Origin of the sequence: Mycobacterium sp. D16R24 (assembly GCF_002013385.1) — a bacterium.
Classification (GTDB): domain Bacteria; phylum Actinomycetota; class Actinomycetes; order Mycobacteriales; family Mycobacteriaceae; genus Mycobacterium.
Genome location: NZ_MAEV01000032.1, coordinates 1 through 24,454 on the forward strand (window position 1 = coordinate 1; position 24,454 = coordinate 24,454).

The 24,454-nt window shown below is 62.1% G+C and carries 22 protein-coding genes and 3 pseudogenes; 15 read left to right on the forward strand and 10 right to left on the reverse strand.

Translation table 11 applies throughout. From position 1 onward, the window contains the following. The coding region (locus tag B4383_RS23265; protein WP_176138500.1) for an acyltransferase family protein at window positions 1-942 on the reverse strand (942 nt) is incomplete at its 3' end. Window positions 943-1,141: 199 nt separating this feature from the next. Then, window positions 1,142-3,181, reverse strand: coding sequence for an NAD(+) synthase (locus tag B4383_RS23270; RefSeq protein ID WP_078293864.1), 2,040 nt, complete (start codon window positions 3,179-3,181; stop codon window positions 1,142-1,144). Between the two features lie 209 nt (window positions 3,182-3,390). Between B4383_RS23270 and B4383_RS23275 the strand changes: the two genes are divergently transcribed. After that, window positions 3,391-4,191: a slipin family protein gene (locus tag B4383_RS23275; RefSeq protein WP_217697288.1), complete on the forward strand. Its 801-nt coding sequence runs from the start codon at window positions 3,391-3,393 to the stop codon at window positions 4,189-4,191. Between the two features lie 220 nt (window positions 4,192-4,411). Beyond that, window positions 4,412-4,972, forward strand: a pseudogene (locus tag B4383_RS23280) (nitronate monooxygenase); the annotation flags it as partial. 1,572 nt (window positions 4,973-6,544) lie between these two features. On the opposite strand, the gene B4383_RS23285 reads toward B4383_RS23280, so the two are convergent. Next, window positions 6,545-7,342 carry an AraC family transcriptional regulator gene (locus B4383_RS23285; protein WP_078293862.1) on the reverse strand — a complete coding sequence of 266 codons (798 nt, stop codon included), beginning with the start codon at window positions 7,340-7,342 and terminating at the stop codon, window positions 6,545-6,547. A 488-nt stretch (window positions 7,343-7,830) separates the two neighbouring features. Between B4383_RS23285 and B4383_RS26490 the strand changes: the two are divergent. The 4 genes and pseudogenes from B4383_RS26490 to B4383_RS23300 form a co-directional block, all read left to right on the forward strand. Continuing rightward, window positions 7,831-7,953: pseudogene (locus B4383_RS26490) on the forward strand (alpha/beta hydrolase); the annotation flags it as partial. Window positions 7,954-8,044: 91 nt separating this feature from the next. Next, a complete protein-coding gene (locus B4383_RS23290; protein WP_078293860.1) occupies window positions 8,045-8,857 on the forward strand; it encodes an SDR family oxidoreductase in 813 nt (270 codons plus the stop codon). A 62-nt stretch (window positions 8,858-8,919) separates the two neighbouring features. Continuing rightward, window positions 8,920-10,305 (forward strand): DUF2252 domain-containing protein, encoded by a 1,386-nt coding sequence (locus tag B4383_RS23295; protein WP_078293858.1) that lies wholly within the window; start codon window positions 8,920-8,922, stop codon window positions 10,303-10,305. Between the two features lie 315 nt (window positions 10,306-10,620). Beyond that, complete coding sequence (locus tag B4383_RS23300) at window positions 10,621-11,568, forward strand: TIGR03620 family F420-dependent LLM class oxidoreductase (protein WP_078293856.1); 948 nt, start codon at window positions 10,621-10,623, stop codon at window positions 11,566-11,568. A gap of 231 nt (window positions 11,569-11,799) precedes the next feature. On the opposite strand, the gene B4383_RS23305 is transcribed toward B4383_RS23300, so the two are convergent. Further along, window positions 11,800-12,120, reverse strand: coding sequence for a hypothetical protein (locus tag B4383_RS23305; RefSeq protein ID WP_078293854.1), 321 nt, complete (start codon window positions 12,118-12,120; stop codon window positions 11,800-11,802). Between the two features lie 539 nt (window positions 12,121-12,659). Here B4383_RS23305 and B4383_RS23310 point away from each other — a divergent pair. Beyond that, on the forward strand, window positions 12,660-12,935 hold the full coding sequence (locus B4383_RS23310) for a MerR family transcriptional regulator (RefSeq protein WP_078293851.1): 276 nt from the start codon (window positions 12,660-12,662) through the stop codon (window positions 12,933-12,935). Between the two features lie 430 nt (window positions 12,936-13,365). Here B4383_RS23310 and B4383_RS23315 read toward each other — a convergent pair whose 3' ends face one another. After that, the gene (locus B4383_RS23315; protein ID WP_078293849.1) at window positions 13,366-14,433 is read right to left on the reverse strand and encodes an NAD(P)-dependent alcohol dehydrogenase; all 1,068 of its coding nucleotides are present in this window, start codon (window positions 14,431-14,433) and stop codon (window positions 13,366-13,368) included. 838 nt (window positions 14,434-15,271) lie between these two features. Here B4383_RS23315 and B4383_RS23325 point away from each other — a divergent pair. From B4383_RS23325 to B4383_RS23335, 3 genes and pseudogenes are all read left to right on the forward strand, one after another. Then, window positions 15,272-15,637 (forward strand): annotated as a pseudogene (locus B4383_RS23325) (nitronate monooxygenase); the annotation flags it as partial. 403 nt (window positions 15,638-16,040) lie between these two features. Continuing rightward, on the forward strand, window positions 16,041-16,643 hold the full coding sequence (locus B4383_RS23330; RefSeq protein ID WP_078293846.1) for a DUF4352 domain-containing protein: 603 nt from the start codon (window positions 16,041-16,043) through the stop codon (window positions 16,641-16,643). A 78-nt stretch (window positions 16,644-16,721) separates the two neighbouring features. Beyond that, window positions 16,722-16,946 carry a hypothetical protein gene (locus B4383_RS23335; RefSeq protein WP_234802546.1) on the forward strand — a complete coding sequence of 75 codons (225 nt, stop codon included), beginning with the start codon at window positions 16,722-16,724 and terminating at the stop codon, window positions 16,944-16,946. On the opposite strand, the gene B4383_RS23340 is transcribed toward B4383_RS23335, so the two are convergent. The 3 genes from B4383_RS23340 to B4383_RS23350 are packed head-to-tail and all read right to left on the reverse strand — an operon-like array spanning window position 16,943 to window position 18,995. Next, entirely contained in the window at window positions 16,943-17,230 is a 288-nt protein-coding gene (locus tag B4383_RS23340) for a hypothetical protein (protein ID WP_078293844.1), read from the reverse strand. The two genes, B4383_RS23335 and B4383_RS23340, sit on opposite strands and share 4 nt — an antisense overlap. After that, window positions 17,227-17,577: a heme-binding protein gene (locus tag B4383_RS23345; RefSeq protein ID WP_078293842.1), complete on the reverse strand. Its 351-nt coding sequence runs from the start codon at window positions 17,575-17,577 to the stop codon at window positions 17,227-17,229. The genes B4383_RS23340 and B4383_RS23345 overlap by 4 nt, the downstream gene beginning before the upstream one ends. Before the next feature lie 17 nt (window positions 17,578-17,594). Then, a complete protein-coding gene (locus tag B4383_RS23350; protein ID WP_353615637.1) occupies window positions 17,595-18,995 on the reverse strand; it encodes a DUF1254 domain-containing protein in 1,401 nt (466 codons plus the stop codon). A 131-nt stretch (window positions 18,996-19,126) separates the two neighbouring features. Between B4383_RS23350 and B4383_RS23355 the strand changes: the two genes are divergently transcribed. Beyond that, entirely contained in the window at window positions 19,127-20,134 is a 1,008-nt protein-coding gene (locus tag B4383_RS23355; protein WP_139361003.1) for an AraC family transcriptional regulator, read from the forward strand. Here the strand turns inward: B4383_RS23355 and B4383_RS23360 are convergent. Continuing rightward, window positions 20,131-20,598 (reverse strand): MaoC family dehydratase N-terminal domain-containing protein, encoded by a 468-nt coding sequence (locus B4383_RS23360; RefSeq protein WP_078293838.1) that lies wholly within the window; start codon window positions 20,596-20,598, stop codon window positions 20,131-20,133. The genes B4383_RS23355 and B4383_RS23360 overlap by 4 nt on opposite strands. An 85-nt stretch (window positions 20,599-20,683) precedes the next feature. After that, entirely contained in the window at window positions 20,684-21,472 is a 789-nt protein-coding gene (locus B4383_RS23365) for an HAD-IB family hydrolase (RefSeq protein ID WP_353615635.1), read from the reverse strand. On the opposite strand from B4383_RS23365, the gene B4383_RS27490 reads away from it, so the two are divergent. The 4 genes from B4383_RS27490 (at window position 21,411) to hemC (ending at window position 24,426) form a co-directional block, all read left to right on the forward strand. Then, a complete protein-coding gene (locus B4383_RS27490) occupies window positions 21,411-21,821 on the forward strand; it encodes an MYXO-CTERM sorting domain-containing protein (protein ID WP_353615636.1) in 411 nt (136 codons plus the stop codon). The two genes, B4383_RS23365 and B4383_RS27490, sit on opposite strands and share 62 nt — an antisense overlap. Continuing rightward, entirely contained in the window at window positions 21,703-21,957 is a 255-nt protein-coding gene (locus tag B4383_RS23370) for a glutaredoxin family protein (RefSeq protein WP_078293833.1), read from the forward strand. Before B4383_RS27490 ends, B4383_RS23370 begins: the two co-directional genes overlap by 119 nt. Before the next feature lie 111 nt (window positions 21,958-22,068). Beyond that, window positions 22,069-23,412, forward strand: a complete 1,344-nt coding sequence (locus B4383_RS23375; protein WP_078293831.1) for a glutamyl-tRNA reductase — start codon at window positions 22,069-22,071, stop codon at window positions 23,410-23,412. Between the two features lie 90 nt (window positions 23,413-23,502). Then, window positions 23,503-24,426, forward strand: coding sequence for a hydroxymethylbilane synthase (gene hemC / locus B4383_RS23380; protein WP_078293829.1), 924 nt, complete (start codon window positions 23,503-23,505; stop codon window positions 24,424-24,426). Window positions 24,427-24,454: the final 28 nt, after the last annotated feature.

A 24,454-nucleotide genomic window follows, 5' to 3' on the forward strand; every position in this document is an offset into this window, starting at 1 on the left:
GAGCGGTTGTCGGCGCCAGCGTTGCAACCAGCGTGTCACAGCCGGTGCCGCGGCAAGCAGTAGCCCCGATTGGGTGGCCGCGAATGCTAGTAACGCGATTGTCGGCGGTGAACTGTTGTGCACCGTCTGGCCGGGTACTCCCAGCATGCTCACCGGATACGGGCCCAGCCACACCAGAGCTGCCAGCGTGGCCGCGGCGCCAGCCGACAAGAGGATCGGGCGCCGCCCTTGCAAGGCTCCACCGAACCAGGCGATACCGATCTGGTAAATCGCAGCCCATACGAATAGGTAGTTCGCTACACCGATCACCGGCGCTCCTGCATCGAGTGTGGCGATGTCGATGGCGGCGACGCAGAGCGTCAGCGCGACTAGCACGGCCACCCCCCGTCGTCGATGAGCCGCCACCAGCCACGGTGTCAGTGACACCGTGACCAGATACACCGGCAGAAACCATAGATGCATGGCGATTGCCCATGCACCCAGTTCCACAGTCGATCCGCCTATCCCGATTCCGGACAGCACGCCTACGACTGCGAGCGCGGCCGCGACATAGACAGTGGTTGGCCCCAGAGTCGTGGTTACGCGATGTCGAATCCAATCCAGGGTGCGATCACCGTGGGCGGCACGCCAATGGGTCCACGATGCCGCATTCGCGTAGCCTGCCACCACGAAGAACACGGGGACTACCTGGAATATCAAAGTCAGCCACTGCGTCCAGGGCATTTCGACGAGCACATTCAGATAGATGAAATGCCCGTCCTGATAGCTCACGGCGGACGCTACCCAATGGCCAAGCACCACAATGAGGACGGCTGATACCCGGTAGAGATCGAGCGAGAACTCGCGGGCGGGCCGAGCCTCTGCACCGTTGTCGGACGTGCGTTTGATCGACCGGTCGGGGTGAACGGAATCGTCGAGACCTTCTCGGCCCATATCGATCATGTCGCCAGCGTCCCCCGCGAGCACTGGGTTCAGTAGTGACTTACGGCCCCTATGCACAGGTCGTCCGCCGGGCAAGCTCAGCGAAATGGGCCGCGGTCATGTCGCCAATGTCGGCATGCACGCCTTACCGGCGTCCCTTCATCCTGAACTCAGCTCGCCTGAGGTTGGATCACCCACCGCAGAAAGAGAATAGCTAGCGTTAGTCTGCTGGCACGTGGCGTCTGATCTCGTCGAGCCAGATACGAGCCGACATGTCTGATGGTGCCCTCCAGTCGCCGCGCGGCGAGAGTGCACCGCCGGACGATGCCTTGGGACCGTTAGGCATCGCCGAGCGCTTGAATTGGGAGAAGGCGTAGAAACGTTCGACGAATATCTCAAGCCAATGACGAATCACCTTGAGTGAGTAGGACGGTCGCTGGCTAGGCGGATAGCCGGGTGGCCAACGTCCTTCGTCCACTTCGCGCCACGCATGCCAGGCCAAGAATGCGATCCTCGACGGCCTGAATCCGCGCAATGCGTAATAGAGTGAAAAATCTTGCAGCGCATATGGACCCACAATAGACTCGCTGCTTTGAACCAGTCCATCCTCGCCTGCGGGCACTAACTCAGGGGTGATCTCGGTGTCCACCACCGACTGCAGTAGGGCATTGACATCGGTGGTGAATTGCCCGGAGGAGATGACCCAGCGGATGAGGTGCTGGATCAAGGTCTTCGGAACACCGCAGTTGACGTTGTAGTGGGACATCTGGTCTCCCACACCATAGGTGGACCAACCGAGCGCGATCTCCGAAAGATCACCGGTGCCTAGCACTATGCCGCCACGCTGGTTCGCCAACCGGAATAGATGGTCGGTGCGCAAGCCGGCCTGCACATTCTCGAATGTGACGTCGTAGACCCTTTCGCCTCGTGCGTAGGGATGGTGCAGCTGGGTCAACATCAGCTCTGCGGCGTCGCGGATGTCGATCTCCTCAAGCGTGACATCGAGCGCTTGGCTTAGCGCGATGGCGTTGCCTCTGGTCCGGTCACCGGTGCCGAACCCTGGCATTGTGAAAGCCAATATGTCGCTGTGTGGTCGGCCCAAGCGATCCATTGCCCTGGCGGCGACGATTAATGCATGCGTGGAGTCGATCCCGCCCGACAGTCCTATCACCACCTTCGGATGATTCAGTGCGCGCAATCGCTGTTCCAGGCCGGCGACTTGTATAGAGTAGGCTTCGTAGCAATCCTGTTGCAGCCGTGTGGGATCGGCGGGTACAAAAGGAAATCGTTCGATGACGCGGCGCAGGCCGACGTCTCCGGCGGGCGGGTCGAGAGTGAATTCGACGCGCCGAGCCCACTGCTCGCCTATGCCTAGATGACGACGGTTGTCATCGAAGGTTCCCAGGGCAGACCGCTCGGAGCGCAGCAACTCGAGGTCGATATCGGCCACAGACGCCCGCGTTCCTTGCGGAAATCGCTCCGATTCGGCGAGTAGAAACCCATTTTCGTAGATCAATGTTTGACCGTCCCAAGCGAGATCGGTGCTGGATTCGCCTGCGCCCGCGGCTGCGAACACGTACGCCGCAAGGCAGCGTGCCGACGCCGAACGCACGAGCAGCCGTCGGGCCTCGGCACGGCCAACGGTCACCGGGCTGCCCGAGAGATTGACCAGCACCGTAGCTCCAGCGAGGGCCGCCCTCGCGCTCGGCGGAACGGGAACCCACATGTCCTCGCAGATCTCGACGTGCACCAGGAAGCCTGGGAGATCCGTGGCGGTGAAAAGAAGATCCGGCCCGAACGGAACTGTGGCGCCGGCGACCGTGATAGTTCCACGCACATCATCGCCGGCGGCCACTTGGCGTCGTTCGTAGAACTCCCGGTAGTTGGGCAGATACGACTTGGGCACCACTCCCAGGACGGTGCCTCGGTGAATCACCACCGCGCAGTTGTAGATGCGGTGTCGATAACGCAGCGGTGCTCCCACGACCAGAGTTGGAAGTAGGTGGGACGTCTCCACCACTATCTGCTGCAGGGCCTCTTCAACTGCCTCGAGCAGCGTGTCCTGTCGGACGATGTCATCGATCGAGTAACCCGACAAGGTTAGTTCCGGGAATACTGCCAAAGCCACTGCCTCGGCGTGACATTCGCGTGCTAGCCGCAACACCGAGGTGGCGTTGGCCGCCGGATCGCCGATTGCGGTGTGCACCGTGCACGCTGCCACGCGCGCGAACCCTTGCCGGTAGATCGAATAGAAGTCCACTACGCCATTGTCGCCGCTGCGTGGTCATCATGGGGAGCGAGGCGAAATGGGGCACTGAGGAGAACGGCTCGGCGATCGACGTCTATCGCCTCACAGGTGACCTAGGTCCCGGTCGATTCGTATCAATTCCCCTCGTTTGGCGGGCCGGTCGGCGGCAGGATCGGATCTATAGAAGGTGTTAATCGCCGCGAAGAAAGGTCGAGAAGACCGTGTCCACAAAAATTGTTGTCGTGATTGTCATCATCACCGTTATTGTGTTGGGGCTCTTGGCTTTGGGTGCGGTGCGCATCGTCCAGCAGTACGAGCGGGGCGTACATTTCCGGCTGGGGCGGGTGATCGGTGTTCGCGACCCCGGCTTGCGGCTGATTATTCCGGTGATCGATAGGCTCTGGCGCGTGTCACTGCGCATCGTGACGATGCCGATTCAATCGCAGGGAATCATCACGCGAGACAACGTCAGCATCGACATCGCTGCGGTTGCCTATTTCCGAGTGATTGACGCCCGCAAGGCTGTGGTTGCTATCGAAAACGTCCATGCCGCAATCAATCAGATCGCTCAGACGACCATGCGCAACGTGGTGGGCCAACACGCGCTGGACGAAGTGCTTGCGGAGACCTCGGCCATCAACGGCAGCATCCGGAAAATTCTGGATGTCACTACCATGGACTGGGGAGTGGAGGTCACGTTGGTGGAACTCAAAGACATACAGCTCCCCGAAGGAATGAAACGGGCGATGGCCCGCGAAGCGGAGGCCGAACGCGAAAAGCGCGCCAAAATCATTGCTGCCGAGGGAGAGGCGCGCGCCGCAACGGCACTAGGGGAGGCTTCCGACACCATGATGCAACATCCGTTGGCCCTGCAGTTGAGGAATCTCCAGACTCTTGTTGAACTGGGTGTCGAGAAAAACACCACGATCGTCTTCCCGGCTCCACTCATGAGCGCAATCACCGAACTGGGACACTTCCTAACGAGCGAATCGGCCGCGACCACGGCGCTTTCGAACCGTTAGCTACCGGAGCTAGCGACAAACTGACTTAAGGGCTTCCCCTAGTTTGATCACCTTTGCTCGAGGGAATGCTGGGGTCGAAGGTTTCTTGGTGGCCTGGGCTGTTCGGAATACGGTCGGCAGCTGTGGCTGCGGGGGCTTGATGGGGCTATTGGCTGGGAATGAAGAGCGGGTTGTCTTGGGGCGGATAATCGCTCCAGGGTGATCGCCGTAGGTTCGACCGGTGGTCACAAACCGGGTTACCGAGATGCTGGGCGTGGAGCGGCCGATTGTGCAGGCCCCAATGGGGTGGATAGCACGATCTCAGCTGGCCAGCGCGGTGTGCAATGCCGGCGGGCTCGGCATCATCGAAACCAGCTCCGGCGAGCTCGATGCCATCAAGGGCGAGATCCGCGTCATGCGTGAACTCACCGATAAACCCTTCGGGGTGAACATCGCGCAGGCATTTGTGCGGGACCCGTCCATCGCGCAGTTCGTGGTGGATCAGGGCGTGACATTCGTGACCACCAGTGCGGGCGACCCCAACAAGTACACCCGGATCCTGAAGGGTAACGGGCTCATCGTCTTTCATGTCGTCCCCACACTCGCGGCGGCCCTCAAGGCCGTCGACGCGGGAGTGGACGGATTGGTAGTGGAAGGCGTCGAGGGCGGTGGTTTCAAGGACCCCAAGGGCGCATCCACCATGGTGCTCCTGCCGCTGGTGCGCTCGCACGTGGACGTACCCATTATCGCCGCCGGAGGCATCTGCGACGGCGCGTCGATGGCCGCCGCGTTCGCGCTCGGTGGCGCTGGTCTCTAGCAGTTCAACTGTTGTTGTTGGTGTTGTTGATCGTACCGAGCGCCTGAGTGGCTGTTCGCCGGTTATGGTCTGGCCGTGTCCGAGTCTCCTGTTTGGCAGGTGTTTCGTTGTGATCAGTATTGCGCGACAGTCGATTTAGTATCTGACCCCGCGTTGACGGGCATACCGTCGGTGGCCGAGTTGGCGCGAGAGAGCGGTACTCGTGCTGGTCAGCGATTCCTGTTGCGCTCCGATGGGGTGTATCCGTCTGCGGTCAATGAGTTCCTTGGGTCGGTGAGGATGCGTGCCGCGGCCGTTGAGACCCGGGCGAAAGTATGCGACGGAATTGTCGTTGTGGCTGGGGTTTCTTGACGCGGTTGACTGTTGTTGGAGCGATGCGACTGCTGAGCATGTAGATGCGTACAAATTTTGGCGTATGACTGACGAGGCGAATCCGCGCAGGGTGGCCGGCGGGACGGTGCGATCTGGCTTGATCGCGATTAATGCCTTCTATGAGTGGGCTGAGCCGCGGTTCTCGGTTGTGAACCCAGTGGTGCGGGTGTCAGTTCCGGTGGGCTCGGGCCGTGTTGTCGATGCGTATCAGGCGGGTCCGCGGTTGGTGCGCGATCGTGATGTGAAGTGGCTGGACCCGGGCGGATATCGACGCTGGAGAGACACTGGGCTGCGGGGTCTTGATGTTGACGGACGAGAATTGGCCGCGTGGCGGGGACGCTGTCCGCAGCGAGATTGCGCGTTTGCTGACGGGTTTGTACGGCACGGGGTTGCGGCTAACGGAATGGGCGAGCGTGCTGCAATTGGAGCTGCCGTTCGATGATCCTGATCGTGGTTTCGTGACTAGTCGGCTTTCTGCATCCTGCGCGAAAGGCGGTGTGGGACGGAAGTATTGGATGCAGCGTCGGGTATTGACTGATGCGTTGGCTTACGTGCAGGGTGAGCGCGCGGTGCGCGGTGCGCAGGGCGCAGCGGGCACGGCGCTACGCGCGGGTCCGCGACATTCGTATCGTAGAACGGCTGACAGGTGCTCGGCGGGTTGAGTTGCGCGATATTGATGGGCAGCGATCGTCGGCCTCTCTGGATGCGCTCGATCCGACCGCACGTCGCAGATTGTTCTGGCAAACGCCAGCAGGTCTGGAGCCGCTGATGAGCGACCTGCTCCTCTGCCCGCCAGTATGAAACAGATAGACAAATATGTCTTAAAAATGAGGCATCTATAGGGTATATGTTTAAGTGCGCCAGGGGTGACACATCGATGTGGAGGTCTGTTCAGTGACTGGTTACGCCCTTAGTGAGCAAGAAGCCGAAGGGGGGTACCCGAACGGGCTCGCGCGATGGAGCCCATATGGGAAGCTTCCGGCGGGCGCCCGCTATTGCCGAGCCAGGAGCCTTTCTATCTGCCTCCCAAAGGTTTTCAGTCTCTTGATGCGGGGAGAGTGTAGTCCGGTGCAGGCCGTTCCTTGGACGCACAGCTTCCAGATACGCGGCATTAGCTGCTGCGCGTTGGGCCGTAGGTTCACTGACCGCGGCCTCGGCAGGGTTTAGGGAAATAGGAAACCTGGGCTAGCTGATTTGCCGGTATTGGTTTGGTGTGACTCCGACGCGTTTTTTGAATGTCGTGGCGAGATGGCTTGGGCTTGAAAAGCCTGTGGTTGTGCTGATTTCGGTGATGGGAAGCGATGTGGTGCACAGCAGTGTTTTCGCTCGGATGATCCGCTGATCGAGAAGGTATTGATGGGGTGTGGTGTGGAACGCGTCGTTGAACGCTTTGACGAACGTGCGGACCGGCAAGCGGGCCAGGTCGGCCATTTCTTGCAGGGAGATTTTGGAATCTAGGCTGTCGGCGAGAAACTCGATGATCGCAGCCTTAGTCGTCTGGTCCAGTTCGGCTGCGGAGCCAACTGGTAGTTGCGGCGCAGAGGTCCCGTAGCGATCACCCAGGTGAAGTAGCACTGTCTCGGTGAGTGCTTCTCGTAGCAGACGTGCGGGAGCATCGTCGCGGTCGCGCACACTGCCGATTCTCGCTACAAGCTGGTGGAGCAGCGGGTCTGGGCCGATCGTTGGTAGCAGATTGCGTGAACCAAATGCTTTGTGGGGCAAAGTGAGCTGGCAGTATTGGGCGGTGGTGCGCCCGATAGCGTTTCCGGAACCATGTTGCTCGGCCGGCAGTACCCATGCACTGCCGATTCTGGGTGTTTGTATGCGCAGTGAGCCCGCCTTTTCGAGTTCGTACTCCTTGGCTTCGAGGTTTCCCGCCAAGTGAACCAAAACGAGGTGATGTGGCTGGCGGAAAGTGCAATCGAAGGATCCGTTGATGTCTTGGCTGATGAACGAAAAGTCGACTTCCGCGGGGGATGTCATGACGACCCCGGGTGTGCGCCGCAGCGAAATGCTTGCCCTGCGCACACCTTGCCGAGGCCCAGGCGCCATCCCACAGGACCTATCGTCCCACAAGCCTGTTAGCCGTCAATTTCAGCTATCGAAATGCGTCACTAGCTGCGGACTATGGGGTGGCCGCAAAATCATTCTCACGCCTGGTTTGTTGAGAGGTTAGCTCCCATACACAGCCTGCGCCTCAGCGGCGTTGCATCCGGTTACTTCAGGTGACCCCGCTACCCGATTTCATAAGGATGCCCGATTTTGAAAGCTCAGCTGCATGACTTGCTCATACCGTGGGCGTCGTCGTTCGATGTGTGGCCAGTGCTGGCCTCAGCAGGGGGGCGAGCAATCCAGTTCTACATATCCGGCCGCAACCGGGCAGGAACTGGGTATGTAGCCAGAGCACTCGCCGAATCGCCGCACCCACACGGTGTGCGGCGATGTTCAACCAGAACCAGGAGTAATGACGTATGTCCGCACATGGCAATTACACAACGGAGAGGGTCAGCTTCCCCTCCCACGGCGTGGACGTCGTCGGCGACGTGTACCGCCCGCATGGCGAGGGGCTACTTCCTGCTGTGGTGGTGCTGGGCTGGCGCGCCCGAAGCTAACGAACCCCTTCAACTACCACAGCGATATCGGGCGCGTTGACCCGCCTGAACCTCATATGCGAAGGATGCACCAATGAACACCGTCATGATCACAGGCGCCTCAAGCGGTCTGGGACACGCAACCGCGCTGCTATTTCAGGCTCGCGGATGGAATGTCATCGCGACAATGCGGTCTCCAGCTGACCGCCCTGAACTGGACTCCCTGGATAACGTTCTGTTGGCTCGCCTCGATGTGGAAGACCAGGACAGTATCGATTCGGCAGTTGAAGCGGGAATCAGACGATTCGGGCGCATCGACGCACTGATCAACAATGCCGGCTACGGCGCGTACGGCCCGCTGGAATTGATAACGAGGGACACAGCCCAGCGTCAGTTCAGCGTCAATGTGCTCGGATTACTCGCCACCACACGGGCGCTGCTGCCGCATTTTCGCCGGAACCACGACGGGGTGGTCGTGAACATCTCCTCAGTCGGAGGACGACTGGCCATGCCTTTGGGCACGCTTTACCACGGCAGCAAGTTCGCTGTGGAGGGCATCTCGGAGGCCTTACAGTATGAGTTGTCTGCCATCGGTGCGCGGGTGAAGATTGTCGAGCCCGGCGGTATCAAGACCGACTTCGGGCGCCGTTCATTTGATTTCACCGACGATGCGCGCATTGTCGAGTATCAGGCATTGTCGGCGAGCGTTACCGGCGTCGTCGAGGGACTCGAAGCTGGCACTGACCCGACCGCGATAGCGCAGATCGTGTACGAGGCGACGACCGACACCAGCGGTCGTCTCCGCTTCATCGCCGGGTCGGACGCTGAGCAAATGCTCGGAGACCGAGCTTCAATGGACGACCAGACCTTCTACACAAACTTCAAACAACGTTTCGGCCTCAGCTAGCGCGGCGCGCCCTCCTAGGTGAAATCGCTTACCGCCGTTCGGATCAACTTAGGAGCTGTCACGTGACTGCATCTGACCGCAGCGGCGTTCGGACGCGATCCTCGGACACCGTGAGCGCTGACGCCGCAGAGGGGCGTCGCGCTCGAAAGCGCGCTCCGCGCCGAGCGGCCGCGTACTGGGATCCGTCTGTTCGGGAGGTCCCGGCCCTTCAGAGGCTGCGCGCGCAGGAGGCCGTGCGCGACCCCCAGCTGCTGCCGCTGCGTTACGCGCGGATGGCATCTTCCCCCTGGGCGTACCTGCGCGGCGCGGCCGCCGTCATGGCCGCAGACCTTGCCGCCGCACCACACTCGGGCTTGCAAGTCCAAATGTGCGGCGACGCACACATTCTCAACTTCGGACTGTGGGCATCGCCCGAGCGCCAATTGCTTTTCGACGCACGCGACTTCGACGAGACACTTCCCGGCCCGTTCGAATGGGATGTCAAGCGGTTGGCGACCAGCATCTACGTCCTCGCTTCCGCGGAGGGAGTGGCAGATCAGGGCGCATCCGAAGCCGTCCGCGCCGCTATCGCGTCCTACCGGACCTCAATGGCTCAGTACGCGAACATGGGCGAACTCGAGGTGTGGTACGACCACATCAGATCGGATGTCCCGCTTGCCGGTCTGTCCTCGACGTTCGCCAAAGACGCCGCACAGACAATCGCGAAGGGGTCGCAGAAGCGCACCCACGAAGGTGTTGCGCGGCAGCTGTTGGTCACCGAGAACGGACGCCGCCGAATCTCCTTGGAGCCCCTCAAACGCATCGCCGAGGATCTCCCCGAACACGAGCGGGCCCGCAGTTACCACCAGCTCTTCGAGACCTACCTCGCTTCGGTCCCCCCGCACCTGCGCCGACTAGTCCACCGATTCGAACGCATCGATACGGTGCAGCAGATCGTCGGGGTCGGGAGCGTGGGCATGCGGGTATGGCTGCATCTCATGGAAGGCGACAGCGGCCGCCAGCCGGTGTTCTTCCAGGCCAAACAGGCCACCGCTTCAGTATACGAAGATTTTCTCGGTCCCAGCGAGTTCGACAACGCCGGTCAACGGGTCGTCGCCGGCCAGCGCCTCATGCAGTCCGCCAGCGATATCTTCTTGGGCCACATGCGCATCGGTAACGAGGACTACTACGCCCGCCAATTCCGCGATATGAAGATCATTCCCAGTGGCCAACAGATTTCCGGTTACCTCCCCCAGTTCGCGGCCGTGTGCGGGCGTGCGCTCGCAAAGGCGCACGCCCGCAGCGGCGACCCCGCAGCGATCGCCGCCTACATCGGTAACGGCGACGCATTCGCCACAGGGATCGACGGCTTCGCAGTTGCCTACGCCAAGCAAACCCACGACGACCACGCCGATCTACAACAGGCAATCAGCTCTGGCGCGGTTCCCGCCGCCGAGCACCCCTGGTAGCAACCCACAGGACGCACCGCGGCCCTAGTCGGACATCCCGGCGTGCGCCGTTAGGCTCGCGTCGCTTCCCCAGGTATCGCAGCTCACGCCGCAGTCGGCCTTGACAATCGGCTAACTGGGCGGAATAGACGTAATACACCGCAACCCCAGGCTGCGAAACAATGGACTCTTTGATGGTGCGGCTGCCAGATCTAGGAATCCACTTTTTAGCCAATTTGTTTCGGCCAAGTTTAGGTCACTTTCTGAATCTTCGCACCGTGCGCGGCGACAGGTTGTGGTAAAGAACCTGGGGCAGAGTCAATTCCGTTTCAACCGATGCCTACAGTCGTCGCCGGTGTTGCTGGAGAGCTGGGTTCGGGAATACGCGCGGTCGCATCCGGCTTGCGTCATAATGTGACGATCTCTTCAGCTAGTTCATCTGCCGCTGCCCAGCTTGGTAGGTATGGGGTTTTTGTGTATCACCCGGAGACGGAACCTGGGGTAGTGGAGGAGATAGAGCTCCTGGGTTTCGACACGATCTGGGTTCCTGATATTTCCCGGGATCGGCTGCAGGACATCGAGGCAGTGCTTGCGGCCACTTCGTCTATTCAGGTTGGGTCCGGGATCGCGAACATCTGGACGACACCAGTTGAGGTGGCGGCAGAGTTTTTCCACCGTGCCGAAGATCTGTATCCGGGCCGGTTCTTTTTAGGTATTGGTTTAGGGCATCGGGAGCGCGACGGTCAGGCGTTCGGCACGCCTTACGAGGCGACAGTGTGGTATTTGGACGGGCTGGCGAGGGCAAGGGTGCCACGTGAACGGATTGTGCTTGCGGCCCTGCGGAAGCGGGTACTGGGACTGTCCCGCGACCGAACCGCAGGGGGGTACCCGATCAATATGCCTCTGGCACATACTCGTTTCGCGCGTGCAACTCTCGGTGAGGGCCCTTTCCTGACTGTTGGGCTCAATGTGGTTTTCGAAGAAGACCAGGAGAAGGCGCGGGGCATCGCGCGCGAATCAGTCCGTTACTACACAAATCTGGTCAACTACGTGAACGCGTGGCGCGAGTTCGGGTTCCCAGATGCGCAGGTGGGCGAGGAGCCCAGCAACGAGCTTGTTGATGCAATCACCTCATATGGGTCAATCGCCGCGATCACCACCGGCGTTCAGGCACAACTCGATACGGGCGCGAACCAGGTTGTTCTACGGGTTCTGCCGGACGACGGCGGCCGCGGCTCCCTATCCGTACTCACAGCTCTTGCCCATCAACTGGGCCTTACTTAGGGTCACGGACTGCTACCTGATCCAAGTAACTGCTCGGGTTGATTCCGACTCCCTGGCCCCCGCTTTGATCTCTTTAAAGAAGGGGATTGTCGGGGGCCGCTGCGATGGGGTGAGAATGGTGGGCTCAGTTGAGCTCAGATTTTCTTGGTACTGAGGGTCCGGAGTAAAGACCGAGTTCGGGTCGCATTCGGCACCGCGAATTGTTTGCTTTGAGTAGGTCTGACAGCATCGTTACCTGATGACCCTACCCGGTGCAACCGCTTTAATTATGTTGAGCGGATGAAGGTTTGGTGATGGATGTGGCGGTGTCCCCGTTGTGAGGGCATCGATATCGGGAAAGCCAAAGTGGTTGCGTGCTTGCATGTCCCGGGTCGGGGGCGTGGACGGGTGCCGATGTTCCGAGCGTTCACCGGCGAGATTGTCGGTTAGCGGATTGGCGGACCGAGAACCGGCAGGGTAGTAGAGCGTCGCTTCGATGCTGACAGAGTCGGTTTCGGTGTCGATGTGGCGCAGGATCGCATCTACACCGGCAGCGGGGTCACGTAAGGCCATACCCGGGAGCGTAGAACATTCCTTCAACCTGCGCTGACCAAAATCTGTAGCGGCTGGGGTAGACATTCGCCATCAACGTGGTTAGAGTATCTTTTGTACAAAGAGCAGAGGGTGATGGCACGGGAGATGACGAACTGCCCGTGATGTCAGGACCAGAGGCGGTCAGATACGCCAGGGCCGTGAGCAGTACAGCGGTTTTGGGGTCGTCCAGCAGTACCGCAAGTCAAGCAGTATCGGTTAGGTGCAGTACCCCCAGAAAAGAGGAAGGAGCAGTTACCGTCGGATCGCCCGTGATTGTTCACTATCGGGCCGATGCCGCAGTTCCACAGCAGTATCGAGAGATGGTAGTTATCTCCTCAGGGCCGGTGGCCCCGGCGTGATGGTGTACCCGGGGCTACCGGCTCTCTTAATGGCAAGTCAGTGATGGGCCTGCGGGCCTTCTCGCTGGTCCGAAAGGTTTTGTAATACAAGCAAAGAACGGTTCTGCCGACAGCAACCCGAACGATAAATTCGAAGACGAGGACTACCCCGCTTACAGCATGGGTAGCGCAACGCAGATTCTGGGAACTACCCCAGCCTTCCTGCGCAGCCTCGATGAAGCCAAACTACTGACCCCGCAACGCTCCGAGGGTGGTCACCGCCGCTACTCGCGTTATCAACTGCGGATCGCGGCAAGAGTCCGTGAACTGGTTGAGCGCGGTACCGCACTGGATGCGGCATGCCGCATCATTATCCTTGAAGACCAACTCGCCGAAGCCCACACCATCAACGCCCAACTCCACCGCAGCCTCAACGACCGGCACACGAGTACCTAAAGTGCCGAGCGTGCTGACACTCGCCTGGAACACCCAACTGTAGAGAATCCGACGGCCTGTTAGCGCTGAACTGCTGTTGTCGCCCAAAGACGGGTTGTTAACACCTACGCCGCCCAGCAGAGCTGTCACCGCCGCGCTCCATTACGGCGTCGACGTCGAAGTGCTCGGGCGTTTCCAGGGTGGCAATAGGGTGAAAGTTGGCGCCGCGGCGATCGCACATCTGGTCGCAGGCAAGGTCACCTCAGCACCCTGAATACAGGAGCGGGTGCATCGCGCGTTGTATCACCGGCTGGGCGATCACCGTCAGTAGATGCGTATGCCTGCCGCATCGATGACGAAACCGCTTCCACCTCTACGGCATCGAGTACCGAATCCTGCGTCAGGGAGCACTGTCCGCCGCCTGGGCACCTTCCTTCGGGATCGGTTCGCTCTAGTCGTAGACGATCACGGCGCGACCGATCACGTCGCCGCGACCGATCGCGTCAAGGGTGTCATTGACGTCATCGAAGCGCACCGGTGTCACGGTGTGCTTGACATGGCCAGCCTCGGCCAGGGCCAAGACTTCGGTGAGGTCGTTGTAATTGCCCCAGCAGGACCCGAAGTACGTGAACTCCCGCATGACCATATCGACCAGGCGGACCTTGGCCTGCTGGCCCATGAGGCCGACTGATGCTACGGCACCCTCGGTGGCCAGCAGGGAGAACGCCAGTTGGATAGCTTCCTCGGCGCCTGAGCACTCAATCACCGCGTCGAGCTCGCTGCGCCCCGTGAGGTTTTCGAGTTCGGCGCGGATGGCGTCGGTGTCCTTATCGCGGACGTTGATGACGTGATCGGCGCCGTTGGCGATGGCAACCTTTAGCTTCTCGTCGCTGCGGCCAAATGCCACCACGTCGGCACCCCCGCCGAGCAGTTTTGCGTACTGGGTGGCGTAGCTGCCCAGGCCGCCGATGCCGCTGACCGCGAGTGTACGGCCAGCCGTGAGGTGACCGGAGTTGCGCAGCTTCTTGATGCCGCGGTATGGGGTGAGGCCGGCATCGGTCAGCGGCGCCAGGTTCCCTGGCGACAGTTCGCCGCCGCCGGGCATTTTGATCAGGTATCGGTAGTGGACGGGCATGTACTCCTGGTAGCCGCCATGCTCGGCGAACCCCGACCAGACGACGTGGCCGCACATTTGCTCGTTGCCTTCGTGGCACTGGCGACAGGAGCCGTCACCCCAGCTGCCGAACACCACGACCTGGTCGCCCTCCGACAGACCCGCGGACTTCGGCACCTGTGAACCAACGCCGTCGACCCACCCGGAAACTTCGTGTCCCAGAGTGACCGGGAACTCCAGCTCCATCCCGGCGAAGTGGCCGTCGATGAGTTGGAAGTCGGTCCGGCACATACCGGCCCCACCGACTTTCACGAGCACCTCCTCGGGACCGATCTGGGGTACGTCGATCTCCTCCAGGCGCAGTGGTTGCTTGTACCCGTACATCCGGGCCGCGCGCATCTTCATGTCATGTCCTCCTGGCGATTCGGCGTGATTAGACGATAGCAGCAACTATCGATGATAGTACGATTCTAGACAATAGCAACTATTATCGAAGCTTAAGTGGGCGCTCATATACGCCGATGGCCATTGCAGTTATGTCTTTAGATGCGTGCGTCCACTGGTCAGTAGCTACATCCACCTGTCGGACAGGGCGGCAATTTGGCTACGCAATGTCGTTGGACAGCGCGTTGCCAAGTTGACTGCGCGACCGGATTTCCAGCTTGGCAGCCAGAAATCGAACGAACGACGCTCACGGTATGAGCAAGTAATACGGCCAAGCTTTCAAAATCCGCCATCCTTGTGAAAACCGGTCGCGGTATAGCGCGAAGTACACCTGCTGCCACCACCCGACCCACAGGATCAGGGCCGCCATAGCTTGCAGCCAGTGACGTCATCACGGCGACCTTTCTCGCCGAGCATCGCTCAGCGTGTCAGGCCGGAAACACCGTTAGATCCACAGTCCCCGAGTACGCGGTTGCTGGCGACTGTCCGCGGATCGTCCGCGCACCACTTCTCACCGACGACATCCTCATCTTGGTCGGCGCGGCGCGCGATCAGGTGCAAGGCTGTTCTGATGCGGTGTACGCACGTCGGGACTGCGCGCTGCTGCTGATCGGATTCGCCGCGGCGCTGCGCTTGCGCCGACAGGGACGGTCAAGAATTAGTTTTGGGGGTCGAAGAACCATCGCCACTGGCTGTGTGAGCGGTTCGCCAGGATGTTGATCCACACCCGCATGGCGGCGAGGCAACGGATTCTAAGGCGGGCGTGGGCAAGCAACAGTCATTGACCGGCTAGAGAACCGAGGGGGTGCAGATGGGCACCCGGATGATGTCGGCCGCGGAATCGCCCATCCATGGAAATTGGAAGGCTGCCCTCGTCGCTGCCCGCGAAACCGACACCGTGCTGCTTAACCGGCTGACCAAGCCGGGCCTGCGTGCGTTACGCAGCGCGCGCACCGAAGAGATGGAACGGCGAGATCTGGTGTCACTGCTGGAAACCGGGAACCCGGCGGACCTCTACTTCGGAGGCAACATGGACACCTTCGTGCCGCTCGGCGGTCAGGTCGCCGGGCGCATCGGTGCGGTCGAGTCGGTGAAAGACATCCTCGACACCACCATGGACGAGTTCACCGCCGTGATCGGCAAGCTCGCCGCCCTGTACGGCTGACCGCGATGTCTGCGTAGAACCGCCGCGGATGGCCGGAAGGCCTGTCTGCGTTGTGGATGGGCGGGTACGGCCAGGCACCCGGGCCGCATCGATCTCATCGTGGCCGGGTGCTGTCCCGAGTGCCTAGGGATGTCCAGAGGCAAACAGGTCGCCCGCCGGGGGTCCGTGCCGATCAGCTGTTGTCATCGTCGCTGGTCTCGGCGGTAGGGGTCGGCTGGACTTCCGAATCAGCAAAGGCGGACGGGCATGACATCAAGGGTTATCGGTAGTTCCTCGCAAACAGCTGGTGGCCACCTGTAACGAATGCGCTGTCGTGCCGATAGGACCTATTGATGTTAGCCTCTTAGTCATTGAGGGGGGCTCTCATCTGTTGCACCGCTAACCTGAATTGAGGATCGTTATTGTGACTCGGCCTTCGCTGGAAGGTGAGAACCGCGCCGCTGCCTTGTACCTGGGTAGCGGCAATTTTCCGGTGGCGCCGATGCTGTTCGGAGGCGTTATCGCGACCTTCATTGTGGTTGCCACATTGGTGGGGATCGAAGACGGCAGGGACTTTAACGCCTCTGGATCGTCACTGGTTCATCAAGTTGCTTCCGTGACACCCGATGGTGGCGGCCCAGGCCGCGAGGCGCGAGCCGGTCAGTTAGCCCTGGCCGTGACAGACGTCACGGCATCCGCGGCGGCCGGCGATCCCGGACTGGCCCAGAACGACACGGGTGGCCGTGTTCTGGTCGGTGTGCGCGTGATCAATGATGGCGACGTCCCTCAAAGGTTCGAGCCTGCGATTCAGCAACTCGTTGCGGGTGATCAAACCTTCGGCGCGGACCAGACGGCCTCGCAGCCCGTACTCGGCGCAGACCTCGGTCCCGGCGACAGCGTTGTTGCGTCCCTAGCGTTCGATATCCCCGCCGGGGCTGAGCCTTCGGCGATCATCCTGCGCGACTCAGTGACGGCCCCCGGCACTCAGGTGAGTTTGGCTGAGGCGGGGGATAGCGGCGTGGCGTAGTGATCAACCCAGTTTCTGGTCGGGATAGGCGACTCCCGGGTGCGGGTCAGTGCCCGGGGCAAGAGTGAGAGGCGCTGTGTGACCACGGATCTGAACCCGGAAGCAATCTGGAGGGCACTGCCCGCCGAGCTCAAGTCGGCATTGCGCCAACGGGCCACCGAACCCCTGAATGATGAGCTGCTGATCAAGTGCCATCGCGCAGCCGAAGAGCACGACCTACCGATCTTCTGGCGGCCCGACCCGGCCGCAGGTTTCGGCAGGCACCGACTACACCCGGCCCTCGTCGAGTACATCACCCGCTAGGGGTTGCAGCCTCCGGCGCTCACCCAGCGGCCGTTGTAGTGCACGCATGCACTGACATTCGATCCCGGAGGTGGCGGAGGGGGATCTTCCGGCATCGGGGCGTAGTACGCGGGAGGAGGCACATACGGCGCCACCGCGTCCGCGATGTTGGCGCAGCCGCCCACCGAAACCCGCCGTCCGGCACTTGCGCACACGTCGGCGTTGGCGACACCTGACGGTGGCGCAATCGTCAGCAGGCCCGCCAGTGCCACGGTCGCGGCGGCCGCGGCGACCATGCGCCTCATGGCTGTACCTGCGGTGCGGCGGGCAGCTGGCAGCGGTCTCGCAGTTCGACGAGCGGCTGCCGGATTCCCCGTAGATCTGCTGCCGTGTCCGGGTTGGCGTCCATGTAGCTCTTCACCGCGCTCTGCACCTCGGGGTGTGGACGCCCCTGTAGACCCGTGAAGAACTCGTTGACGTCCGGATGGGTGAACAGGTAGCTCGATGTTGATGCGGCGACGCCCGCCGAGACTCCAGCCAGGTCACCCGCCGTGCAGTTGGGCGGGCGCTCAGGCTCAGCGTTCGCGGCCGCGGCGGTGACGAGCGCCGCCGCACCGAGAGCGGTAAACAGGCTTGTGGTGATGAGTTTCATGGTCGACTCCTTGCTTATTACGGGACGCGCTGAACAGCGGGCGGTTTCCAGGTGCCGTCGATGATGGATGGCGGTGTTTCCCTGGGCCAGTACATGCGAAGCACCAGATTGAACCTGTCGGCAGGGGCGGGCAGCCAGTTGGACGCCTTTCCGGGGCCCGGATTCTCGTGTTGCAGATAGAGATCCACCGAGCCGTCGGGATTGAGGGTGAGATTATTGCGCTCGCTGAGCGTGTAGCGATTGAGTGGGTTGGCCACGAAGTAGAACTCCTCGTCGTACATGGTCAGCGACCAGAATCCTTCCGCGGGTGGCAACTGATCCTTGGGGAAACGCAGCACGTAATGGTTGGCACCGCTGTAAGGCTGGCCAGTGCCGTCGGCCCCAGATGTCGGATAGACGGCATCCTGCGGGCGGTTGGCTCCCAGCCCGAACGCCGTAACGGCGGCGCGCTGAAGGTAATCCGTGCCGTAGAGACCCAACTTCGTCGTGAATTGCCAGCCGTTGATGTCCTGACTGGCCGCATTGAAGTGGGCCAGGATCTTCTCGACCGCTTCCTTGGGCACGGACTGCAGCGCGCTGGCGGTATCGGCGCCGAGCTTGTCGATATCGAAGGGCTTCCCGGCCTCTATACCGATCTTGGCCATCTTCTCCACCATCGCCTTATCGGCCTCGGCGGGCGGATTGTCCTTCATCAGGGTGGCGAGTAGATCGAAGTACGCCTTGGTGCTGAGGTTGTTGACCTGATCGCGGACAGGCGTTTTCATATCGATGCTCGGGTCGACCCTGCTCGCGGGCGGCGTATACGGCTTGCCGTATGAGCTGAGCGGGATCAGCGAGGTCTCGTCCTGCAATGTATGAACGGCGGCATAGTCTTCCGGGGTACCTGTGCAGTAGGTGCGGCCGATCAGCCAGACGATGGACGTCGGAGACTTGTACTCCTTTACCCCTTGGGGCAGTGTGCCTTTCCAGCCGGGGCCGGTGATGACGTAGGTCTGCGGCCCGGTGCCAGTCGTGCGCTTGCCGGGAACCTCGAACACATCGGTCCATCCGTCGAGCATCGGGAACAGGTAGTAGCGACCGTTGGCCTCGGGCAGGGTCAGGACATACGGTTCCTTGCTGACATCGGCAAAAGCGGTGGTGTACAGGGTATCTGCGTTCGGGGTGGTGACATCGCGGAAGGCTGCGTCGGGATAATCGCGCAGCCGCGCGAGCTGTCCCATGGGTGCGCGCATGGCCTCGGGCTTCGCCACGTTGGTCATCACTCGCCGCGTCATCTCCACCGTGACGAGCGGATACCCGTAGGTATAGGCATCGATAGCGATCGCCTTTGCCTCGTCGGCGGAAAGCTTTTGGGAATCAGCCGCTTTCGTGCAGCCAGCAGTTGTAGCCGCTAATAGGGCCACGCCCGTCACAACCAACCACCTGATCCACTGCCTCACGGGCCCATCCTCTCGGGGTATTCGATGATCTTGATGGCGAACGTTGATCGTGCAGCATGCCCTACCTGCTTGTCTTGACAATGAGAGACAAATATTTGACAGTTGGGGACATGTCGGTGATCCGGGGCTCGGCACTGACCAACTACCGTCAATTGGTGGCGGAGCTCGGTGGTGACGGCAGCAAACTACTTGCCGCAGCCGGGGTTTCGCCCGCCGATGCCGGCTCGTACGAGCGGTTCGTCTCGCTGCCCAATAGTCTGTGTGCGCTCGAGGACACCGCGGTGGCCCTCAACGCAGCCGACTTCGGGCGGCGACTGGCCCGGCGGCAGGGCATCGAAATCCTTGGGCCGGTCGGTTTGGCCGCACGCACGGCGGCAACCGTCGCCGACGCCTTCACCATCCTGGAGAAATTCATGGGTGCGTATTGTCCGGTCATCAGCGCCCGGATCATCGACCATCCCGTTGACCCGATGCTGTGCCGCTTCGAGTTTGAGTTCCTGCTCACGCCGGCACCCCCACAGGCGCAGGCGGTCGAACTGTCCTTGGGGGTCACGCTCCGGGTGTTGCATCATTTTCTGGGCGGCAGCTATCGGCCCGTCTCCGTTCATCTGCCGCATCAGGCCCTTACGGCCGCATCCACATATCAGCGCTACTTCGGTTGCCGCCCGTACTTCCATGAGCCTGTTGGGGGGTTTGTCCTGCGCACCACGGACATGCGGAAGTCACTGCCCAAAGATCATCTGACGCATCAGACCGCCGTTGACTATTTGACGGGAACTCTCGTGAACCGCACGCCAGATTCCAGCCGGTTGGTCCGGATCCTCATCCGTCAGCTGCTTCCCACGGGGGAGATCGGCCTGGGGGACATCGCATTACACCTCGGCGTGCACCCCAAAGCGCTGCAACGGCGCCTCGGCGCCGAGGGTGCGACCTTCGCCGAGCTCGTCGACCAAACTCGTCGGGAAGCTGCCGAGCGATTGCTTTCCGACACCGAGCTGAACCTGGACCATGTCAGCAGGCAACTCGGCTACGCCGAACAGAGTGTGTTCACCCGAAGTTGCAAGCGCTGGTTCGGTACCACCCCGAGTGCTTACCGAACGAGCCGCAGAGGCCGCTAGCCCTTGCGATGTGAGGCGATGTTGGCGGCCATGGAGTTCGCGTCGGTCTCGTGTCCCTCGGCCTCGCCGATCATGGTGACGATGCTCGTGGCCACGGGTTGCCCGTCGGCATCGGTGACCTCGGCGCGCACCTCGGCGGTAACCATGCCGTGCGACTCCAGCACGTGGTCCAGGTAGCTGTCGAAGTAGAGCCGGTCGCCCGCCTTGACGGGGCGGTGGAACTTCAGCTTCTGGTCGCGGTGCAGTACTCGTGCCACGTTGATGGGCAGATCCATCTCCGTGAAGATCTTGTGCTGCACGCGCCGGCCCGCGACGGCGAGGAACGTGATGGGCGCGACGACACCGGAGTTCTCCTCGCAGCCGTCCTTGATGGCCGCCGCGAATTCACGCATCTTCTCGCGACCGACCTCGAAGTAATCGGGGTAGCGGTAGTGCGTTCCGATGATGTCTTGGCGGATGGCCATGCATTAACCCATTTCGCTGCAGGTCAGGTACGAATCTAGACAGTTCGAGCGGCGCTGAGCCTATCAGCAGCGGTAATGGTGATTGTCACTTCTCGCGTCGGGCCAGTGCGGCCGCCAACGCTCCGCCCGCGGCGCCGAGCAGCACCGCAGACGGCACGCCGATGCGGGCGGCCTTGCGCGCCGTGCGGAAGTCGCGGACCTCCCAGCCTCGGCGTCGTGCCACGTCGCGCAGCTCTGCGTCGGGATTGATGGCTACGGCGGTGCCCACCAGTGACAGCATCGGCACATCGTTGACGCTGTCGCTGTAGGCGGTGCAGCGCTTGAGATTCAGCCCGTTTCGGATGGCAAGGTTGCGCACGGCGCGCGCCTTGCCCGGTCCGTGCAGAATGTCGCCTACCAGGCGTCCGGTGAACACCCCATCCACCGATTCCGCGACGGTGCCCAGCGCTCCGGTGAGGCCCAGCCGTCGGGCGATGGTCTCCGCCAGTTCCTTGGGTGTGGCCGTGACCAGCCACACCTGCTGGCCGGCGTCGAGGTGCATCTGGGTCAGCGCCTGGGTGCCGGGCCAGATCTTGTCGGCGATCGTCTCGTCGTAGATGTCCTCGCTGAGGTTGACGAGTTCATCGACGCTGCGCCCCTCGATGAACGAGAGCGCCTTCTGTCGGCCCGCGGCGACGTCATCGGAGTTCTCGCGGCCGGTCAGCCGGAACTTCGCCTGCGCCCAGACGAACTGAAGCATGTCCGAGTACTGGAAGTAGTCGCGCTGCGCCAGGCCCCGGCCGAAATGAACCAACGAGGAGCCATGCACCAGCGTGTTGTCGACATCGAAAAATGCGGCGGCGGTCAGATCAGCGGGCGGAGGGCCCGGGGGCACCTCGGGCGCAGCAGCGTCCGCCTCGGCGAAGGATGCGGCGCGCGCGACGTCTTCGGCGAACGCCTCGGCGTGCAACTGCTCCTCCGCGGAGCCTTCGGCAGGGGGCTCGCCGTTGATCTGGGGGCTGGTCATAGCCGGCTTAGCCGCCCTTCCTGTCCGCCGTTTCCAAATGCCGTTTAACCCTACTGAGGGTGGCGGGAGCTCGGGGGACCCGGTGGCAGAATTGGTATATGACGTCTCTAACGCTGCTGACGCGCCCGGGGTGCTCTGCCTGCGAACGAGCGCAGCGCGAACTGGCGGCCCTGGCCGACGAGTTCGGGATCCCGCTCACCGTCACCGATGTGGATGAGGCTGCGATCACAGATTCGTCGTTGCGCGCGGAGTTTGGTGACCGGCTTCCGGTGGTGCTGTTAGACGGTCAGGAGCACAGCTATTGGGAAGTGGATGAGCCTCGGCTCCGGGCGGACCTGAAACGTGACCGATAACAGGCTGTTTGGATTTTGCCCAGTGGCCATTTTCGGGCTACCGTGCATGAAGTTCGAGCCTCACCAAAAGCAAGGGAGCTGGACAGTGAGATGTCAGCGGAGTGACCTGCGGTGAGCGTCCTGCTGTTCGGAGCCTCGCACCGTAGCGCGCCTGTGCCGGTGCTGGAGAAGCTGGCGATTGGCGAGGCCGATCAGCCCAAGATCATCGAACACATTCTGCAATCCCCCCTGGTCAGCGAGGTCATGGTGCTCTCGACCTGCAACCGGGTCGAGGTATATGCCGTGGTCGAAGCGTTCCACGGCGGCCTGACCGTCATCGGTGAGGCCATTGCCCGGCATGCCGGTATGGGCATGAACGAGCTCACCAAATACGCCTACGTCCGATACAGCGAGGCCGCCGTCGAGCACCTGTTCGCGGTGGCCAGCGGCCTGGATTCCATGGTGGTTGGCGAGCAGCAGGTATTGGGCCAGGTGCGCAACGCCTATGCCACCGCGGAAACGCATCAAGCGGTGGGCCGAGTGCTGCACGAGCTGTCCCAGAGCGCCCTGCGCGTGGGTAAACGAGTGCATTCGGAGACCGGTATCGACGCGGCCGGGGCCTCGGTGGTGTCGGTGGCCCTCGATCTGGCCGACGGCAAGCTCAACGGTCTGCCCGGACGCACCGCTGCCGTTGTCGGTGCCGGCTCGATGGGTTCCTTGGCGACCGCGCAATTGATCCGCGCGGGTATCGACAACCTCTGGGTGGTCAACCGCAGCGCGGAGCGTGCGCAACGGCTCGCGGCGACGGCGCGCGAGTCGGGTGTCAACGCGCAGGCGCTCACCCTCGACAATCTGGACCAGGCGCTGGCTCAGTCCGATGTGGTGGTGTCCTGTACCGGGGCGGTCCGGCCGGTGATCTCGCTGGCCGACGTGCACCGCGCTCTGGGTGGTGGCCGACAACTCGTCTTCTGTGACCTGGGCATGCCGCGCGACGTGGACCCCACGGTGGCCGGTCTGCCCGGCGTCATCGTGGTGGACATGGAGCGTATCCAGCGTGAGCCCACCGCGCGTGCGGCAGCCAACGACGCGGGCGCGGCCCGCCAGATCGTCAACGACGAGGTCGCCCGGTACCTGACCGGCGAGCGGATGGCGGAGGTCACCCCGACGGTTACCGCCCTGCGCCAACGGGCCGCCGAGGTGGTAGAGGCCGAGCTGCTGCGCCTGGACGGCCGTCTACCGAGCCTGGTGGGGGCCGAGCGGGACGAGGTCGCCAAGACTGTTCGCCGAGTCGTCGACAAGCTGCTGCACGCCCCCACGGTGCGGGTGAAGCAGCTGGCGTCCGCACCCGGCGGTGACAGCTACGCCGAGGCGTTGCGTGAGTTGTTCGAGCTCGATCCGCACACCGTCGAAGCGGTGGCGACGGCAGGCGAATTACCGCTTGCCGCAACGGAATTGCACGAAGAGAGCCGTGGTTGATGGTCCTCACCCGAGTGGCTCACCGATTCCTCATGGTCTTCGCGTAAGCGGCTCATCGATCCTGACCGTCTTCGCCCGAGAGGCTCAACCATGATCCGAATTGGTACCCGCGGCAGTCTGTTGGCGACGACGCAAGCCGGGGGAATCAGGGATGCCCTGCGCGCCAAAGGGCACGAGGCAGAGCTAGTAATCGTGACCACGGCTGGGGACCAGTCGTCTGCCCCGGTCGAGCAAATCGGTGTGGGGGTCTTCACGGCCGCTCTGCGCGAGGCCATCGCCGATAACGTTGTCGATGTTGCCGTGCACTCCTACAAGGATTTGCCAACGGCAGCCGATCCGAGATTCGTCATAGCCGCCATTCCGCCTCGTGAAGACTATCGGGACGCCCTCGTGGCTCGGGACGGATTGGTGCTGGGGGAGTTGCCCACGGGCTCGGTGATTGGTACCTCGTCCCCGCGACGGGCCGCGCAGCTTAGAGCACTGGGTCTCGGTTTGGAAATTCGCCCCCTAAGAGGCAACCTGGATACCAGGTTGAGCAGGGTCTCCAATGGTGATCTTGATGCTGTGGTAGTCGCCCGGGCGGGTTTGGCCCGTATCGGACGTTTGGACCGCATCACCGAGACACTGGAACCGGTGCAGGTATTGCCCGCGCCGGCTCAGGGAGCGCTGGCGGTGGAGTGCCGCAGTGAGGTCACTGATTTGGTGGCGGTGCTGGCGGAACTCGATCACGCCGACACGCGCGCCGCGGTGACTGCCGAAAGGGCCCTGCTTGCCGAGCTGGAGGCGGGCTGTACCGCACCAGTTGGCGCGATCGCCGAGGTGGTCGAGTCGATTGATGAGGATGGCCGTGTCTTCGACGAACTGTCGTTGCGCGGATGTGCGGCGGCGCTGGACGGATCTGACGTGATTCGGGCCTCCGGGATTGGCACCCCCGATCGGGCCGCAGAGCTTGGGCTCGCGGTCGCGAGGGAACTGCTCGATCTCGGTGCGCGAGCACTGATGACAGCTGAATAGGCGGCGCAAACCGCCGATATGGGAGGCA